This is a genomic window from Pseudomonas beijingensis, from assembly GCF_030687295.1.
GTDB lineage: Bacteria > Pseudomonadota > Gammaproteobacteria > Pseudomonadales > Pseudomonadaceae > Aquipseudomonas > Aquipseudomonas beijingensis.
In genome coordinates this window covers 2,229,271-2,246,387 of sequence record NZ_CP117425.1, presented here as the reverse complement: position 1 = coordinate 2,246,387, position 17,117 = coordinate 2,229,271, and the positions used below count along the sequence as shown (strand labels likewise).

General features: G+C 62.1%; 19 protein-coding genes. 4 read left to right on the top strand and 15 right to left on the bottom strand.

Going from position 1 to position 17,117, the window contains the following annotated elements; translation table 11 throughout:
* Nucleotides 1–124 precede the first annotated feature (124 nt).
* Entirely contained in the window at nt 125–907 is a 783-nt protein-coding gene (locus PSH84_RS10105) for a class I SAM-dependent methyltransferase (protein ID WP_122568730.1), read from the bottom strand.
* Nucleotides 908–998: 91 nt separating this feature from the next.
* Between PSH84_RS10105 and PSH84_RS10100 the strand changes: the two genes are divergently transcribed.
* Nucleotides 999–1,619 (top strand): energy transducer TonB, encoded by a 621-nt coding sequence (locus tag PSH84_RS10100; protein WP_305469897.1) that lies wholly within the window; start codon nt 999–1,001, stop codon nt 1,617–1,619.
* Between the two features lie 7 nt (nt 1,620–1,626).
* On the opposite strand, the gene PSH84_RS10095 is transcribed toward PSH84_RS10100, so the two are convergent.
* The 7 genes from PSH84_RS10095 to ppc form a co-directional block, all read right to left on the bottom strand.
* Nucleotides 1,627–2,325 carry an extensin-like domain-containing protein gene (locus PSH84_RS10095; RefSeq protein WP_122568732.1) on the bottom strand — a complete coding sequence of 233 codons (699 nt, stop codon included), beginning with the start codon at nt 2,323–2,325 and terminating at the stop codon, nt 1,627–1,629.
* 16 nt (nt 2,326–2,341) lie between these two features.
* Nucleotides 2,342–3,163 (bottom strand): isocitrate lyase/PEP mutase family protein, encoded by an 822-nt coding sequence (locus PSH84_RS10090; RefSeq protein WP_305469895.1) that lies wholly within the window; start codon nt 3,161–3,163, stop codon nt 2,342–2,344.
* A 33-nt stretch (nt 3,164–3,196) separates the two neighbouring features.
* On the bottom strand, nt 3,197–4,057 hold the full coding sequence (locus PSH84_RS10085) for a DUF72 domain-containing protein (protein ID WP_305469894.1): 861 nt from the start codon (nt 4,055–4,057) through the stop codon (nt 3,197–3,199).
* Entirely contained in the window at nt 4,057–4,365 is a 309-nt protein-coding gene (locus tag PSH84_RS10080; RefSeq protein WP_122568735.1) for a hypothetical protein, read from the bottom strand. Before PSH84_RS10080 ends, PSH84_RS10085 begins: the two co-directional genes overlap by 1 nt.
* Before the next feature lie 364 nt (nt 4,366–4,729).
* The gene (gene tsaB / locus PSH84_RS10075; protein WP_122568737.1) at nt 4,730–5,407 is read right to left on the bottom strand and encodes a tRNA (adenosine(37)-N6)-threonylcarbamoyltransferase complex dimerization subunit type 1 TsaB; all 678 of its coding nucleotides are present in this window, start codon (nt 5,405–5,407) and stop codon (nt 4,730–4,732) included.
* 95 nt (nt 5,408–5,502) lie between these two features.
* Nucleotides 5,503–6,150 (bottom strand): adenylate kinase, encoded by a 648-nt coding sequence (adk, locus tag PSH84_RS10070; RefSeq protein WP_122568738.1) that lies wholly within the window; start codon nt 6,148–6,150, stop codon nt 5,503–5,505.
* A gap of 291 nt (nt 6,151–6,441) precedes the next feature.
* Entirely contained in the window at nt 6,442–9,072 is a 2,631-nt protein-coding gene (gene ppc, locus PSH84_RS10065) for a phosphoenolpyruvate carboxylase (RefSeq protein WP_305482794.1), read from the bottom strand.
* A gap of 180 nt (nt 9,073–9,252) precedes the next feature.
* Between ppc and PSH84_RS10060 the strand changes: the two genes are divergently transcribed.
* A complete protein-coding gene (locus PSH84_RS10060; protein WP_122568740.1) occupies nt 9,253–9,597 on the top strand; it encodes a pilin assembly protein in 345 nt (114 codons plus the stop codon).
* Nucleotides 9,598–9,604: 7 nt separating this feature from the next.
* On the opposite strand, the gene PSH84_RS10055 is transcribed toward PSH84_RS10060, so the two are convergent.
* Nucleotides 9,605–9,766, bottom strand: a complete 162-nt coding sequence (locus tag PSH84_RS10055; RefSeq protein ID WP_305482792.1) for a hypothetical protein — start codon at nt 9,764–9,766, stop codon at nt 9,605–9,607.
* Between the two features lie 116 nt (nt 9,767–9,882).
* Here PSH84_RS10055 and PSH84_RS10050 point away from each other — a divergent pair, with 116 nt between their 5' ends.
* Together PSH84_RS10050 and lptF are read left to right on the top strand one after the other, a co-directional pair.
* Nucleotides 9,883–10,296 carry a DUF4398 domain-containing protein gene (locus PSH84_RS10050; RefSeq protein ID WP_122568741.1) on the top strand — a complete coding sequence of 138 codons (414 nt, stop codon included), beginning with the start codon at nt 9,883–9,885 and terminating at the stop codon, nt 10,294–10,296.
* A 51-nt stretch (nt 10,297–10,347) separates the two neighbouring features.
* Complete coding sequence (lptF, locus tag PSH84_RS10045) at nt 10,348–11,136, top strand: lipotoxin F family OmpA-related lipoprotein LptF (protein WP_122568900.1); 789 nt, start codon at nt 10,348–10,350, stop codon at nt 11,134–11,136.
* Nucleotides 11,137–11,339: 203 nt separating this feature from the next.
* Here the strand turns inward: lptF and PSH84_RS10040 are convergent, their stop codons facing one another.
* From PSH84_RS10040 to lysS, 6 genes are all read right to left on the bottom strand, one after another.
* The gene (locus PSH84_RS10040) at nt 11,340–11,669 is read right to left on the bottom strand and encodes a PA3694 family proteiin (protein ID WP_122568742.1); all 330 of its coding nucleotides are present in this window, start codon (nt 11,667–11,669) and stop codon (nt 11,340–11,342) included.
* Nucleotides 11,666–12,571, bottom strand: a complete 906-nt coding sequence (locus PSH84_RS10035; protein WP_122568743.1) for an alpha/beta hydrolase — start codon at nt 12,569–12,571, stop codon at nt 11,666–11,668. The genes PSH84_RS10040 and PSH84_RS10035 overlap by 4 nt, the downstream gene beginning before the upstream one ends.
* A gap of 148 nt (nt 12,572–12,719) precedes the next feature.
* Nucleotides 12,720–13,997, bottom strand: a complete 1,278-nt coding sequence (locus PSH84_RS10030; protein WP_122568744.1) for a flavohemoglobin expression-modulating QEGLA motif protein — start codon at nt 13,995–13,997, stop codon at nt 12,720–12,722.
* 36 nt (nt 13,998–14,033) lie between these two features.
* Nucleotides 14,034–14,588 (bottom strand): hypothetical protein, encoded by a 555-nt coding sequence (locus tag PSH84_RS10025; protein WP_305482790.1) that lies wholly within the window; start codon nt 14,586–14,588, stop codon nt 14,034–14,036.
* Between the two features lie 162 nt (nt 14,589–14,750).
* Complete coding sequence (locus PSH84_RS10020) at nt 14,751–15,467, bottom strand: TetR/AcrR family transcriptional regulator (protein ID WP_122568746.1); 717 nt, start codon at nt 15,465–15,467, stop codon at nt 14,751–14,753.
* A gap of 101 nt (nt 15,468–15,568) precedes the next feature.
* Nucleotides 15,569–17,071 carry a lysine--tRNA ligase gene (gene lysS / locus PSH84_RS10015; protein ID WP_122568747.1) on the bottom strand — a complete coding sequence of 501 codons (1,503 nt, stop codon included), beginning with the start codon at nt 17,069–17,071 and terminating at the stop codon, nt 15,569–15,571.
* Nucleotides 17,072–17,117: the final 46 nt, after the last annotated feature.

Here is a 17,117-nt window from a genome sequence, read left to right as displayed (position 1 = left end):
TGGGAGCAAAGCTTGCTCGCGATGGCGGCGCTGCGATCTCTCAGAACACCGCGTCATCGTTCGTCGCGAGCAAGCTTTGCTCCCACAGATCATTCTTCTCCGACAAAACACCTTTTCCCACAGATCAGGGCTTGAGCGCTTTCTTCGGGTAGATGTCGTAGCGACTGGATTTGCCATCGAGCCCATGGCTCGGCTTCGGCCCTTCGATGCACGGTGCCTTGCGCGGACGCTTGACCACCACCCGATGCGTCGCCAGGGCCAGGGCTGCGGCGAGCAGTGCCGGAGCGTCCGGGTCATCGCCCACCAGGGGCCGGAACAGACGCATCTCCTTCTTCACCAGGGCGGTTTTCTCACGATGAGGGAACATCGGGTCGAGGTAGATCACCTGGGGCGGTTCGCCTTCCCAGTTGCGCATCACCTCGATGGAGTTGCCCTTGAGCAAACGCATGCGCGCCACGATCGGCGCCACCTCGAAGTCCTCTGCCCCACGGGCCAGGCCATCTTCCAGCAAGGCGCCAATCAGCGGCTGGCGCTCGATCAGGCTCATGTCGCAGCCCAGGCTGGCCAGCACAAAGGCATCCTTGCCCAACCCGGCCGTGGCATCCAGCACCCGCGGACGCACGCCTTGGGCAACGCCGACTGCCTTGGCGATCATCTGGCCACTGCCGCCGCCGTACAAGCGCCGATGAGCCGCGCCACCTTCGACGAAGTCCACGCGCACCGGCCCTGGCGCATCCGGGCCCAACTGCTGCAATTGCAACCCCTGCTCGCCGACCTGCAAGGCAAACTCGCCCTCGTCCACTTGCAAAGGCAGGCCAAGCCGCTCGGCCCAGTGCTCGGCCTGCGGTTGGAAGGCCGGGGCCAGGGCCTCGACATGGATACGGCAGGCCGCAGGTTGCTCACTCATGGAAACATGCTCAAAAAATTAAGGATCGGCAAAAACGGCCGATAACAACGGTGAACGGCATTTTGCCAGAGCTGAGCGTCGACCGAGAAAAATGTCAGACATTCAATCCACATCGATAGGCGTTATCTCCCCTTACGGCGATTACAGCCTGCGTAACACCCAAGCGCTGAGCGGCGTCAGTCACCTGTGGCAGGATTTTTTTGCCCGGGCCCTGGCCGATCAACTGGGTGATAACGCACCGGCGCCTGGCAGCTACCAGCCAGTGCCGCTCGATGAGGCCGTTGAACCGACCCTCGGCGCCGAGCTGCTGGCGCACATCGTCAGCCAGCGCACCTGCGAAGTAACCGAAACACCGGTCAAGCCGCCTGAGCCGCTGTTCCTGCCCATCGCCGAATTCGAACTCGACCTGCTGGACAAGCCCTTCCCGCCGTTCCCAGCGGAAGAGATTGCCGCCCAGCAAAAGCAGCAGACCTTCGAGAGCAACTGGGTTCGCCCACTCGTCCTCACCGCCGGCCAACCGCTGCCGGAACCCGGCCCAGCACCGCAACCGCGCCCATTGCACCTGCCAATCGCCGAGTTCGAACTCGACCTGCTGGACAAACCGTTTCCACCGTTCCCGGAAGAGGAATTGGTGGCACAGCAGAAACAACTGGACTTCGATACCCGCTGGGCACGTCCAATCGTGCTGCAGAACCTGCGCATCGCCGCCTGATACCAAATCAACGACAGATCCACCATGGCCCCACATCCAGATGAAAATGGTTGCGGTGTGCCTCGTTGTAATCCGGACTCAAGACCACACTGAACATATCGCAGGCGCCATCCCGGGCCTGGCGCAGAAAGCGCGCATTGGCATTGTCCTTGGGCCAGTCCCTCAGGACGCTGATCGTGCGCCCATCGGCCAGGCGGAACCCGGCGATGTCCAGCGCGCTGGCGGTGGCGTGCTGACTGCGCGCACCGCTCTCACGCCCGTACATGTTGCGGCAGGCGAAACTGCCAAGGTGATCGACCCGCGTCACTTTCTGCCCGTAGACCGCCATTGCCGCCGGCTGCAAACCATGGCGCTCGAACAGCGCGAACGCCACTGCCAGGGGGCAACTGGCGAGGAAACTGCTACTCAACGCCACCTCACCGCCCTGCACCCTCAACACGTTGGTCAACGGGCACGTCGTATTGGCGCCGCTGTCGGCCTGGCGAGCGGTACGCAGCCCCGAAGTGGCGAGGGCCTGATCGCACAGCTGCGGGTCGTTGCGCAGGGCCATGAGCTTGAAGCGGGTCAGCAGGTTGGGCGCAAGATTGACGTCCAACGGCGCCCATGGATTCCATTGGGGCGGCAGCGCCACCCAGCCGCGCCACACGCCCAGTACGGCAACGCCAATGAGCACTGCCACGACCGCAAGAACTTTCAAAAACCGCACGATGTTGCCTCGGGCATCAACCCTTGAATAATTGGTTGGCCTGCTTGAACGGCATCGAGCGGCGCGTGAAGGTGAACGTGCCCTGCTCCTGGATTTCCTCGGCGGCGCGGAAGAACTCGCCATACGCGGCCAGGGCCAGCGCCGATCCGACGCTGATGCGCTTGACGCCCAACTCGCTCAACTGCGCGACGGTCAGGTCCAGCGCCCCGGACATCAGCACGTTCACCGGTTTCGGCGCCACGGCCTGCACCACGGCGAGCACTTGCTCGGCGCTGCTCAGCCCCGGGGCGTACAACACGTCGGCGCCGGCATCCGCGAAGGCCTTCAGGCGGCGAAGGGTGTCGTCCAAGTCCGGATTGCCGTGCAGGAAGTTTTCCGCCCGGGCCGTCAGCAGGAAAGGATACGGCAAGCTGCGCACGGCCTCGGCGGCAGCCTTGACCCGCGCCACGGCGTGGTCGAAGCAATAGATCGGGCTGTCTTCGCGCCCCGTGGCATCCTCGATCGAGCCTCCCACCGCACCGGCCTCCGCTGCACGGAGCAAATTGCGCGCGCAGTCCTCGGGGGCATCGGCAAAACCGTTCTCCAGATCGACCGCCACTGGCAAGTCAGTGGCCGCCACAATCGCCCGTACGTTAGCCAGGGTGTCATCCAGGCCCAGGGCGCCATCGGGTCGGCCTAAGGAAAAGGCGTGCCCGGCGCTGGTGGTCGCCAAGGCTTCAAAACCAAGGCTGGCGAGCATCTTGGCCGAACCGGCATCCCACGGGTTGGGAATGACAAAAGCCCCTTCGCGTTCGTGCAAGGCTTTGAACGCCTGGGCTCGACGGATTTGCGCTTCCATGTTGTTCGCTCCTGAGCAGAGAGGGAGTGGGCCTCAGAGCAAACCCAGTTGCTCGGCGGCGGGCTCTCTATATAGCGCAGGCAGGGCCGGCAAGCCAGGCAATCGACTCATCAAACGCTCGTGAAAGCGTTGCGCGAGCCTGGCCGCCAGCCGGTTGTCGGCGGTGTGCAGGAAGATATACGGCGTGCGCCCTTCTTCGATCCACGCGGCGACTTTCTCCACCCACGGTGTCAGGAACGGCTCGTTGGCTTCCAGCACCGGATGGCCGATGAAGCGCACTTGCGGACATTGGGTGAATGCCGCAGGCCGAGGCGGCACACGGGGCTTTTTCGATTGGGCGTGAAGCACGGCAGGATCAGGGGAGGTACAACTGAACAAGGCCCGGGGGTCGAGGCAGATGCGTTCGACGCCGCGATCGAGCAACAGCCGATTGAGGCGTCGCTCGGCGTCGCCCTTGGCAAAGAACTCATCGTGACGCACCTCCACGGCCAGGGGGCGCTGCAAGGCGTCGATGAACCCTGCCAGTTCCGCTAACCGATTCGGGGTGAAGGCCTTGGACAGTTGCAGCCAGTACGGCGCGACGCGCTCGCCCAAGGGGCTGAGCAGTTGCAGGAAGGTTTCGGTGGCCGTCAAGCGTTCACGCAAGTCGCCATTGTGGCTGATGTCACCGGGGAACTTGGCGGTGAAGCGAAAGTGTTCGGGCATGATTTCGGCCCAGCGCTGGACCGTGGCCGCAGACGGGCTGGCATAGAACGTCGTATTGCCTTCCACGGCATTGAACACTTGGGAATAGAGGTTGAGAAAGTCGGTGCTTTTGGCGTCTTGAGGATAGAGGTAATCGCGCCAGGCGTTTTCGCTCCAGGACGGACAGCCCAGGTAGTAAGGCAAGACCATCAGATGTAGAGATCGAGTCCCAGCACTTCCATATCCCAATCGACGAAACCGGCGGTGCTCAGGTAGCTCGCCAGGGCCGTGGCGACACTGCGACTCATCGCGCGGTGATAAAGCATGTCTTGCTGACGGGCGGGGAGATTGCTCAGGCGTTGCGCGGAGGCTTTGGCGGCGCGGGCAGCCAGTTGCTCTTCAGACGGAAATTCCAGTTCGCCATCGATGTCATCGAAGTTTTCCGGCTCGGTGGCTTTACCCGCACGAGGCCGACGCTTGATGGGGTAGGACTGGGATGAAACGCCGTCTATACGCATAACAGAATGCTCGGTATCAATGATGGCAATTTAGCGGCACTTTTGCAGCCGCGCAAATGCGCAAGTGATAACTAGAGCACATAAAGTCGAAAAGGTTTAAAAACGGGCTGAAAAAGTGACGACTGGCAATATTGGGTGTGACTTTTTGAGATGCGAATGACTTTTGCGAGGGAGGCAAACTATGCTGAGCGACAGACTTGGAAGCTTGGGGAAATGCCTTTGTGGCGAGGGGATTTATCCCCGCTGGGCGCGCAGCGCCCCCCGACATTGTTGTGTCAGCCACTGATCTGGCGAGTGCTGCGCACTCGAGCGGGGATAAATCCCCTCGCCACAATTGTGCTCACTTGAGAATGGGGTGAGGTTTTTACCGCTCGGATTTCGGCGTTGCGACCTTGTCCCGCAGGTACACCGGCTGCGCATCGTCCGCCGGGATGGCTTCGCCGCGTTCCCAGGCGAAGCGGGCCAGGGCCAGCAGGTCTTCGGCATGAGGCAGCATTGAGGCGTCCTGGCCGATGAGGCTGACACCGATGCGCTCGCCGTAACCCCAACCGGTACCAGCGCCGAACCAGTCACCGTCGGCCCCGCTTGGCAACGCCGCGGCCTCGGGTGGCAATACCGCCTCGGCACCCACCAGGCGCATCTCGCCGTCAGTTTCGCGATAGCAGCCCCAGTACACCTCGTCCATGCGCGCATCGATGGCTGCGGCGACCTGGCGGGCGCCCTGTTCGCGCAAGGCGCGCTGGGCCAGCACCGCCAGGTTCGACACCGGCAACACCGGCCGCTCCAAGGCAAATGCCAACCCCTGCACCACGCCGATGGCGATGCGCACCCCCGTAAACGCCCCCGGCCCGCGCCCGAAGGCAATCGCGTCCACCGCCTGCAAGGTCGTCCCGGCGTCGCTGAGCAGTTGCTGGATCATCGGCAACAGTTTCTGCGCATGCAGGCGTGGGATCACCTCGTAATGGCTCGTGACCTTGCCGTCGTGCAGCAAGGCGACGGAGCAAGCTTCAGTCGCGGTGTCCAGGGCCAGCAAGGTGCTCATCGATGTGTCCGTAAATCAGGTGGGGAAAAAAGTGCGCCAGTATAAACAACTACGGCCCGCAAGCGGGCCGTAGTTGATGCATCTGATCAGACTTTTCAGCTCAGCGCTTCAAGCACCTTGCCGGTGATCGCATCGACCGAGCCGACGCCCGGGATGTGGCTGTACGTCGGCTTGCCGTGGGCAGCGGACAGATTCTGGTAGAACGCCACCAGCGGCTTGGTCTGGGAATGGTAGACCGACAGGCGATGACGCACGGTTTCTTCGGTGTCGTCCTTGCGCTGCACCAGGTCTTCACCGGTGACATCGTCCTTGCCGGCAATTTTTGGCGGATTGTAGACGGTGTGGTAAACCCGACCGGACGGTTCGTGGACGCGACGACCAGCAATGCGCTGGACGATCTCTTCGTCGTCGACCGCGATTTCAACCACATGATCGAGCTCCACACCAGCCGTCACCAGGGCTTCAGCCTGGGGAATGGTGCGCGGGAAGCCATCGAACAGGAAGCCATTGGCGCAATCGGGTTGAGCGATGCGATCCTTGACCAGGGCGATGATCAGGTCATCCGACACCAGGCCACCGGCATCCATGATGCTCTTGGCTTGAACGCCCAGTGGCGTGCCCGCCTTGACCGCGGCACGCAGCATGTCGCCAGTGGAGATTTGCGGGATACCGAATTTTTCGGTGATGAACTTTGCCTGAGTACCTTTACCGGCCCCGGGAGCTCCCAGCAGAATGACGCGCATCGATGTGCTCCTCAATTTTTTTATGTAAAACGCTCGGATTCGCCTCGTGGGGCCAATCTTCGAAAAACTGGATCGTGACCGCCCAAACGGCCAAAGGCTGATCAAGATACACAGCAGGCCCGACCCACACAAGCCGCCGAAAGTCGGAGGAACCCGCGCCCGATGCGACCTTCGGAGGGGGTGGCGAGCGTCGCAACCGAACAACAAACTGTCGCCTGCTCGACCTGCCCCCTCCCCCAGCGGACAACGCCCGGGAACGCCGGGCGAGCCGTTTCGCTGCGTCGCCTGATGTTAGCCGGTATTGCGCAAACCGGCGGCAATCCCCGCCACAGACACCAGCAACGCCTGTTCCACGGGGCTGCCCTGGGCCACATCCTGCTGCCGCGAGCGCGCCAACAGTTCGGCCTGCAACAGGTGCAACGGGTCGAGGTAGGTGTTGCGCAGGCGAATGAATTCCAGCGTGGCTGGGCTATGTGCCAGTAGCTGCGACTGGCCGGTCAAGCCAAGGACCACCGAGCACGCCTGCGACAATAGGTCGCGTAAATGCGCACCCAAAGGCAACAGCTCAGGTTCCACCAAACGCTCGTCGTAAGAGCGCGCGATATCGGCGTCAGCCTTGGCCAGCACCATCTCCAGCATATCGATGCGGGTCCGGAAGAACGGCCATTGCTCGCGCATCTGCCCCAGCAACTCCCCTTCGCCGCGCTCCAGGGCCTTGCTCAGTGCGGTTTCCCAGCCGAGCCAGGCCGGCAGCATCAGGCGGGTCTGGGTCCAGCCGAAGATCCACGGGATGGCCCGCAGGCTTTCGATGCCCCCGGCGCGACGCTTGGCCGGACGGCTGCCCAGGGGTAGGCGCCCGAGTTCCTGCTCAGGGGTGGACTGGCGGAAGTACTCGACGAATTGCGGGTTTTCCCGCACCACGGCACGGTAGGCACTGACGCCGTCGGCCGCCAGTTCGTCCATCAAGTCCCGCCACTGCGGCGTGGGTGGCGGCGGTGGCAGCAACGTCGCTTCAAGCACCGCGGCGAGGTACAGATTTAGGTTCTGTTCGGCGATGTCCGGCAGGCCGAATTTGAAACGAATCATTTCACCTTGCTCGGTGGTGCGGAAACGCCCGGCCACCGAACCCGGTGGCTGGGACAGGATCGCCGCGTGCGCCGGACCGCCACCACGGCCCACGGTGCCACCACGACCGTGGAACAGCAGCAGTTCGACTTGCTGCTCGCGGCAAATGTCCACTAACCGCTCCTGGGCCCGATACTGCGCCCAGGCCGCCGCCGTGGTGCCGGCATCCTTGGCCGAATCGGAATAGCCGATCATCACTTCCTGCGGGCCTTGCAGCCGCGAACGATAGCCCGGCAGCAGCAACAACCGCTCGATCACCGGCCCGGCGTTGTCCAGGTCGGCCAGGGTCTCGAACAGCGGCACTACCCGCATCGGCCGCAACACGCCAGCGTCCTTCAACAACAGCTGCACGGCGAGGACATCGGAAGCCGCGCCGGCCATGGAGATCACGTAGGAACCCAAGGACGCCGCCGGCGCCGCCGCCACTTCCCGGCATGTCGCCAACACTTCCGCCGTGTCGGCCGAGGGCTTGAAATGGGCCGGCAGCAGCGGACGTCGGTTGTTCAGTTCCTCGAGCAGGAAGCTGATGCGCTGCTCCTCGTTCCAATCCTCATAGCGCCCCAGGCCCAGGTAATCGGTTATTTCCGTCATGGCGGCGCTATGGCGCGTCGAGTCCTGGCGCACATCGAGGCGCACCAGGAACAAGCCAAAGGTCACCGCCCGACGTAGGCAATCGATTAACGGCCCGTCGGCAATCACGCCCATGCCGCACTCGTGCAACGAGTGATAGCACAGCTCCAGGGGGTCCAGCAGTTCGCGGTTGTGCTGCAACACCTCGGCGCTGGGTGGCGTGGCAGCACTCAAGGAGGCGTGCGCCCAGTTGCGGGTGGCGCGCAGGCGTTCACGCAGTTGCTTGAGCACGGCGCGATACGGTTCGGCGCTGTCGCCGGCCTGGGCACGCAAGGCCTCGCTGGCGTTTTGCATGGACAGCTCGGCCGCCAGTTGGTCGACGTCACGCAGGTACAGGTCCGCCGCCATCCACCGCGCCAGCAACAGCACCTCGCGGGTCACGGCGGCGGTGACATTCGGGTTGCCGTCACGGTCGCCGCCCATCCACGAGGCAAAGCGGATCGGCGCAGCTTCCAGGGGCAGGCGCAAGCCGGTGGCGGCATGCAGGGCCTGGTCGGCCTTGCGGAGGTAATTGGGAATGGCCTGCCACAGCGAATGCTCGATCACCGCGAAACCCCATTTGGCCTCGTCCACCGGGGTCGGCCGGGTGCGGCGGATTTCTTCGGTGTGCCAGGCTTCGGCGATCAAGCGCTGCAGGCGTTCGTGAATCTGCGCGCGCTCGGCGCTGGTCAGGTCGCGGTGATCCTGGGCCGCCAGTTGCGCGGCGATGGCGTCGTATTTCTGGATCAGCGTACGGCGGGCCACTTCCGTGGGGTGGGCGGTGAGGACCAGCTCGATCTCCAGCCGTCCCAACTGCCGGGCCAGGGCCTCGGCGCCATGGCCCTCGGCCCGCAACCGGGCGAGCAGTTCGGGCAGCACCCGTGCCTCGAAGGGCGCCGGTTGCGACTCTTCCCGGCGGTGGATCAGTTGGTACTGCTCGGCGATATTGGCGAGGTTGAGAAACTGGTTGAACGCACGCGCCACCGGCAGCAATTCGTCCTCGCTCAGTTGGTTGAGGCTGGCGCTGAGTTCGGCATCCACGGAACCGCGTCGGTCAGCCTTGGCCCCCTTGCGGATCTGCTCGATCTTGTCGAGAAACGTGTCCCCGTACTGTTCGCGGATGGTATTGCCCAGCAGTTCGCCGAGCAGGTGGACATCCTCGCGCAAGCGGGCATCGATATCGGTCATCAGCATTTCTCCAGCAAAAAAGTCCGGACAGCTCTTGGCTTAGAGAGTGCCGATGCCCGCCGCTTATGACAAGCGACGAAGGGACTTTAAACCTTGTCCAACAAAGCTAGTCTCATGAGTAAGCCACACAACGGCTTGTCACTCACCGCGCCTGCCACGAGCAGGCTGATTGAGGTCATCATGAAAATTCGTGAGCTTGCCCAGCATTGGGAAGAAAACGCCAAGGGCCGCCTGACCCAGACCGGCTACACGGTCCATCTGGACGTGGAAGCCGCAGCCCGCCTGGCAGCGATCTGCGACATGTACCCCAAGCGCCAGCCCGAGGAGCTGCTGGGCGAGCTGATCGGGGCGGCGCTGGAGGAGCTGGAAGCCAGCTTTCCCTACATCAAGGGTTCGCAAGTCGTCGCCACCGATGAAGAAGGTGACCCGCTGTACGAAGACGTGGGCCCGACCCCGAGATTTCTCGCGTTGTCCCGTCGGCATCTGCATGAACTTTCCTCGCAGAACGACAAATCCAAACACTGATTTCCTTTCATTCCAGCTTGCGGTTTTCCGGCGCGGGGTCTTTTACACCCGCGCCGAGATACCGCTGCGCGCCTTGAAAGTTCAGCTTTTCTGTCATTGACCGATCAGTCAGTAATTCTTTTGGCGAATGGCCATCTTCGCTGAACTTTTGAAAAACGGCTCGGGTCACACCGAGTAACCATACTGGAACGGTTGTTTAAATAAACGCGCCTTGGCGCCAACGCCAAACCAGACGTCACGGTTTCGGTCCCAGCATGGATTTGTCGTTTTTTCAGGAGTTTTCCAATGGAGTTGAAGCCTATGAATACCTGCACTGCCAAACCCTCATCCACTGGCCTGCGCGGCTTGAAGTTGGCTGCCCTGGCGCTCGGTAGCAGCTTCATTCTCGCCGGTTGCGCCGGTAATCCACCGTCGGAGCAGTACGCGGTGACCCAATCGGCGGTCAACAGCGCCGTCAGCGCCGGCGGTACCGAATTCGCTGCTGTGGAAATGAAGTCGGCCCAGGACAAGCTCAAGCAAGCCGAAATCGCCATGCATGACAAGAAGTACGACGAAGCCAAGCGACTGGCCGAACAGGCCGAGTGGGACGCCCGCGTCGCCGAGCGCAAGGCCCAGGCCGCCAAGGCTGAACAAGCACTCAAGGATTCTCAGAAAGGGGTTCAGGAACTGCGTCAGGAAGGCATGAACAAGGTTCAGTAAAGCGTTCACGCCACGACGTACTTCTCATTGATAAAAGGACGACAGACTATGATGCACAAACACTTGATGATGCCCGCCCTGCTCGCTGCCTGCGTAGCCCTGGCCGCTTGCTCCCATGACCCGAACGCGAACCTGGAACAGGCTCGCACCAACTACAACGGCCTGCAGGCCGACCCGGCGGCGACTAAAGTGGCGGCCCTGGAAACCAAAGACGCGGCGGACTTCCTGGCCAAGGCCGACAAGGCCTACATGGACAAGGAAGACGAAGCCAAGGTCGACCAGTTGGCCTACCTGACCAACCAGCGCGTAGAAGTGGCCAAGCAGACCATCGCCCTGCGCAACGCCGAAGCCGAACTGAAAAACGCTGGCGACGAACGCGCCCGTGCGCTGCTCGACGCACGCAACGCGCAGATCAAGCAACTGCAGGACAGCCTGAATGCCAAGCAGACCGAACGCGGTACGCTGGTGACCTTCGGCGACGTGCTGTTTGCCACCAACAAGTCCGAGCTGCGCGCCAGCGGCATGACCAATGTGAGCAAACTGGCGCAGTTCCTCCAGGAAAACCCCGACCGCAAAGTGATCGTCGAAGGCTACACCGACAGCACCGGTTCGGATTCCTACAACCAGTCGCTGTCCGAGCGTCGCGCCGGCTCCGTGCAACTCGCGCTGGTGAAGATGGGCGTCGACCCGGCTCGTATCGTGACCCAGGGTTACGGCAAGGAATTCCCGGTGGCCGACAACACCAGCGTCTCGGGCCGTGCCATGAACCGTCGCGTGGAAGTGACCATCTCCAACGACAACCAGCCAGTAGCGCCGCGCTCGACCATGAGCGCCAACTGATCGGCTGAATGAAACAAAAAAGCCCCGCCTGATTTCGTCAGGCGGGGCTTTTTCATGGACGAATAGACTTGGCTGTACACATTCCCTGTGGGAGCGAGCTTGCTCGCGATGGCGGCAGGTCAGTCGACATAGGCGTTGACTGATCCACCGCTATCGCGAGCAAGCTCGCTCCCACAGGGAATGGTGGTGTCCTTGGGATTGGATTATGGCTGAAGCGTCTGCGGCGTCTCCTGGCCCATGCAGCGCACCGCGCGTTTCTTCTCGTTGATCAGCACACCGGTCAGGCCTTTCTGCTCGGTGTCGAACAACACCAGCACACCGTCGATGCATTGGGCGACCTGGGGGGCCGGTTCCAGGGATACCTTGTAGTCCTCCCCCGGCACGGTCTTGAGCATGGTGAATTGGTTGAGCAGCAACGCGTCCTCGGGCTTGGCGAAGTGCAGGTAGCCGTAGTACCACAGCACCCCGACGGTGCCGAGGATGCTGCAGATACCGGTGATAATCAGGGGGATAGCGTTACGTTCTTCGCTCATTGCGGGTTCTCTGGTGATTCAACGGGTGATTTCGGGTAGTTCGGGACTTCGCCCAGGCGGCGCAGGCCATCAAAATGCTGGGGGTCGTCGAGGTAGCGCAGCATCACGGTGCGCCAGGTCGGGTCGGCGAATGTCTGCACATGACCGCCGCGCGTCAATTGCAGAACCCGCGGTGGCGGCGCAGCTTGATACAGGCGGATGCCATTGGAAAGAGGCACGATGGGGTCGTCCAGGCTGTGGTAGATCAATTTCGGCACACCATTCAATTGCGCCACGGAACTGATCGCGCTGTCACCGTCTGGCACCAGCCAGGACAATGGCACCTGGAACGGCCAAGTCAGCCACGAGGTACTCAGGGCAAAACGCCCGACGTCGCGGTAGCTGGCGGGCACGCCATCGAGCACCAGGGCCTTGAGCTGCCGTTGGCGCTGGGGATGTTCGACCAGGTAATGCACCGCCAGCGCACCGCCCAGGCTCTGGCCGAGCAGCACCAGCGGTTTGCCCTGGACCTCGGGCGACTGGTCGAGCCATTGGAACGCGGCGTCGATGTCCTGATAAATCGCCGGCAGGCTCGGCTCGCCTTCGGACAGGCCATAACCCCGGTAGTCGACCATCAACACCTGGTAACCCTGCTCCGGCAACCACCAGCTTCCGCCCAGATGCCAAGCGAGGTTGCCGCCGTTGCCGTGCAAGTGCAGCACCGTGCCCTTGACCTCCACGCCGGGTTTGACCGGCAGCCACCAGCCCCGCAGCTTCAGGCCGTCAGCGGTGGTCAGGGTGACGTCGCGGTACTCCAGCTTGGCCCGCTCCGGGGTAAACGGCAGGCCGCGTTCGGGGTAGAACAGCAGTGAGCTGCAACCGCTCAGGGCCAGCAGCAGGCAGATGATGCCGAGGGTTCGCATCCGGTGAAGCCTCGCAAAAATCAGAAGTTATACACAGCCCCCTGTGGGAGCGAGCTTGCTCGCGATAGCGGCGGATCAGTCACAGCGGTATTGACTGTACTGACGCTATCGCGAGCAAGCTCGCTCCCACAAGGGGTGGGTGTTGTGATTAAAGGATATTGGAATAATCCGCTTCGATCCGATCCAGGCTCAGGTGGTTCAGGAAGTTGGAGAAACACATCCAGGCCGACAGGGCGTTCATGTCGCGGAATTGCTCGGGCAGGTACTTGGGCGGTACCACCAGGCCTTCGTCCACCAACTGGCGCAACGTGCGCATGTCCTCAAGGGTGGTCTTGCCACAGAACAGCAGCGGCACCTGCTCCAGCTTGCCTTTGCGCACGGCCAGCTGAATGTAGTTGTAAACCATGATGAAGCCCTTGAGGTAGGACAAGTCTTTGGTGAATGGCAGCCCGGTCGGCACAGAGCCACGGAACACCCGGCTAGCGTTGCCGTAGCTTTCGGCCATTTCAAACCCCTGCTCGCGGAAGAACTCGAAGATCTGCAGGAAATCGGCGCCCTCCTCCACCATGTGAATGGCCCGGGTGCGGTTGGTCAGTTTGCGCAGGCGGCTCGGGTAGGAGGCGAAGGTGATGATTTCCATCAGGATCGCCAGGCCTTCCTGGGTCACCGTGGACGAGGGCGGCCCCTTGGACAGGAAGGTGCAGATCGGCTGGTTCAGGCCGTTGAGGGTGGTGCCGACGTGCACCAGCCCTTCGTGGACCTCCAGCGCCCGCACATCGCGGTCGTTGAACATCGCATCGGTGCGGATCTTGATGTAGTCCGCGCCCGCCGCCGCATCGGCCACGATGCCATCGGACTCGAACACCCGGATGGTTTCCTCGGCTTCGCCGAACACCCGGTTGAGGCGATGTTGCAACAGGCTGACGGCGTCCTTGGCGGTGAGAATCTTCGGCTCATCCTTCAGGTCGCCGCGACCATCGATGTTGTTCAGGTAGTCGGACAGCATCAGGCCCAAGTCCGCCAGGGTCGGGTCGCCAGCATGAAAGGCGTCGGAAGCAGCGCCGTACAACTCCTGGGAAATCAGCCCGAAATCCTCGGTGCCGCGTGCTTCGAGCATGCGCACCACCATGCGGTACTCCTTGCACATGCGGCGCATGATCTGGCCAACCGGGTTGAACTGCCCCAGTTGGCGGGTGATGTCACGCTCGATGTTCTGGAACTCCAGCTTCACCTTGCTGGAATCGAAGGACAGTGGCCGGTTGAGGTAATAGTCGCGATCCACCGCAGGCATTTCCTTGCCCTTGGCCTTGAGAAAACCCTTGCGGATGTTCTCGTCCCACTTCACCGCGTCGAGGATGCGGATCGGCGTTTGCGCCAGCACTATGCGATCGGACAAGGTGCGTATCGTCTGCTGGTAATCGTCCACCCGGAACTCCTGTGAAAAAACGTCCGCTTGTAGCAATTATTGGGATTTGGCCAGTCGCTGGTAACGCACGGCTTCCGAGAACACATCGGAATTGGCCGGGTCGTCGAGGTAGCTGAAAACCTTGTTCATGTCGCTGTCCACCAACACGCCGTCGCCCTCCTCGCTCTGGTTCGGCTGGCCGCTGAGGATCTTCTGGCCGATGGCCTGGTTGATCTGCTCCAGGTCGAGGTTGTAGACCACCAGTTCCTGTTTATCGGTCAATTCGAAACCGGCGATCAGGAAATGTCCACCATAGCGGGCCGGCACCTTGGCCGACAGGTACCAGCGGCTGCCGTGGCGGGAGACGGTCAGGGGAATGGCTTCGCGCTCATGGGGCTTGGCCCTGAAGTAGCTGATGGCCTGGTAGCGGTGCTTGCCAACCTGCGTCAGCTCCAGGTTCAACGGTTCGCCCCAGGCATTGGTGCTGGTCCAGTGGCCGAGCAGGCCCGCGGGTGCGGCCTCGCTGTCAGGCAACGGCGCCTTGAACGACACCAGGCAGCCACTGAGCAGCAGCAACGACACGGCCAATACAACGGCACGCCAGGCTTTCATTTGAACTCCCTATGGCACAGCGCCTCATCCTTACATATGGGAGCAGCTGTATGTGTGGGAGCACAGCTTGCTCGCGATGAAGACACCTCGGTCTATCAAGGGACCGCGTTATCGTTCATCGCGAGCAAGCTTTGCTCCCACATAGCCTACTCCCACAAGGGACTACACCGACGCCAGTACCAAGTGCATGTAGCGGGTCAGGATGCCGAGCATATCTTCATCGGCTACCGGCTCGGCGCCATTGAGCAAGCCCTGATATTCCATCCGTCCGATAATCGCCGTCAACACTTTGGCATCCTGTTGCGGCTCGCGGGAGCCTAATACCTGGAAAAACTGACACGTGCCATGCAGCAAAATTTGCTGGTGGGAACGCACCAACTCCGCCAGGCGCGGGTTGAGCAGGGCTTCCTGGCGAAAGGCCTGCTCGGCCATCAGGTATTCGCGACGGCTGTCCAGTTGATGCCGCACATAGTCGGCGGTCATCCGGGCAATGTCGTCCGCCAGTTGCGAGCGCGATTGGGGGCTGCCGTCACCGTAGGCGACCATTTCCCGCAGCAGGCCTTCGTTGTTGGTCCACAGCTTGGCCATGAATGCCGCGCTGCGCTCCACGTACTGGGCGAAGGTGTCGGTGAGCAGGTCATCGATGTCCTTGAAATAGTACGTGGTGGCCGACAGCGGCACGCCCGCTTCAGCGGCCACCGCGCGGTGACGCACCGCACGCACGCCATCGCGCACGACAATGCGCATGGCCGCATCGAGAATCTCCTGGCGACGCTGCTCACTGCCCTGTCGGCTGGCCTTGCGGCCCTGGTACTGAACACTTTCAGCGACAGCCGTGGCGACGCCCGCTGCACCTTCTGAAGCCATTGCACGATTCACGACAGGTCTTCCTCGCTCTTTGAAAAAGTAACCATTTGATACGTTTGTACCAGACAGGCAATAAAAAGCCGCCCTTCCAGGCGGCTTTTTATTTGAAGCACTTACGCTTGAGGCCGCATATGCGGGAAGAGGATCACATCCCGGATCGACGGTGAGTTGGTCAACAACATCACCAGGCGATCGATGCCGATGCCCTCGCCGGCGGTCGGCGGCATGCCGTACTCCAGGGCGCGCACGAAGTCGGCATCGTAGTGCATGGCTTCGTCGTCGCCGGCGTCCTTGTCGGCCACCTGGGCCATGAAGCGCTCGGCCTGGTCTTCGGCATCGTTGAGCTCGGAATAGGCGTTGGCGATTTCACGACCACCGATGAACAGCTCGAAACGGTCGGTCACGCTTGGGTTCTCGTCGTTGCGACGGGCCAACGGCGACACTTCGAACGGGTACTGGGTGATGAAGTGCGGCTGTTCCAGCTTGTGCTCGACCAGTTCTTCGAAAATCATCACTTGCAGCTTGCCCAGGCCTTCGAAGCCGAGCACCTTGGCGCCGGCCTTCTTGGCGATGGCGCGGGCCTTGTCGATGTCGTTCAGGTCATCGGCCGTCAGTTCAGGGTTGTACTTGAGGATCGAGTCGAACACCGACAGGCGCACGAACGGCTCTCCGAAGTGGAACACCTTGTCGCCGTACGGCACGTCGGTGCTGCCCAGGACCAACTGCGCCAGCTCGCGGAACAGTTCCTCGGTCAGGTCCATGTTGTCTTCGTAGTCGGCGTAGGCCTGGTAGAACTCGAGCATGGTGAACTCGGGGTTGTGCCGGGTCGAAACGCCTTCGTTACGGAAGTTGCGGTTGATCTCGAAGACTTTCTCGAACCCGCCGACTACCAGCCGCTTGAGGTACAGCTCCGGCGCGATGCGCAGGAACATTTCCATGTCCAGGGCATTGTGGTGGGTTTCGAACGGCTTGGCCGCCGCACCGCCTGGGATGGTCTGCAGCATCGGCGTCTCGACTTCCAGGAAGTCACGCTTCATCAGGAAGCTGCGGATGTGGGCGATGACTTGCGAGCGCACGCGGAACGTCTGGCGCACGTCTTCGTTGACGATCAGGTCGACGTAGCGCTGGCGATAGCGCTGCTCGGTGTCGGTCAGGCCGTGGTGCTTGTCCGGCAGCGGGCGCAGGGACTTGGTCAGCAGGCGCACGCTGGTCATCTCGACGTACAGGTCGCCCTTGCCGGAACGGGCCAGGGTGCCTTCGGCGGCAATGATGTCGCCCAGGTCCCAGGTCTTGACGGCGGCCAGGGTTTCTTCCGGCAGGGTCTTGCGGTTGACGTAGACCTGGATGCGCCCGGTCATGTCCTGGATCACCATGAACGAACCACGATTGAGCATGATACGACCGGCCACCTTGACTGGAATCGCGGCCTCGGCCAGCTCTTCCTTGGTCTTGTCCGCATACTGCTTCTGCAAGACGTCGCAGTAGGCGTCGCGGCGGAAGTCGTTGGGGAAGGCCTGGCCCTTGGCGCGCTCGGCAGCAAGCTTTTCCTTGCGCAGGGCGATCAGGGAGTTTTCTTCCTGTTGCAGGGCTTGCGGGTCGAGTTCTAGGTCGCTCATGTCTTTAAGGATTCCATCACAGGTTCGTTGCCCCCGGCCCGGGCCG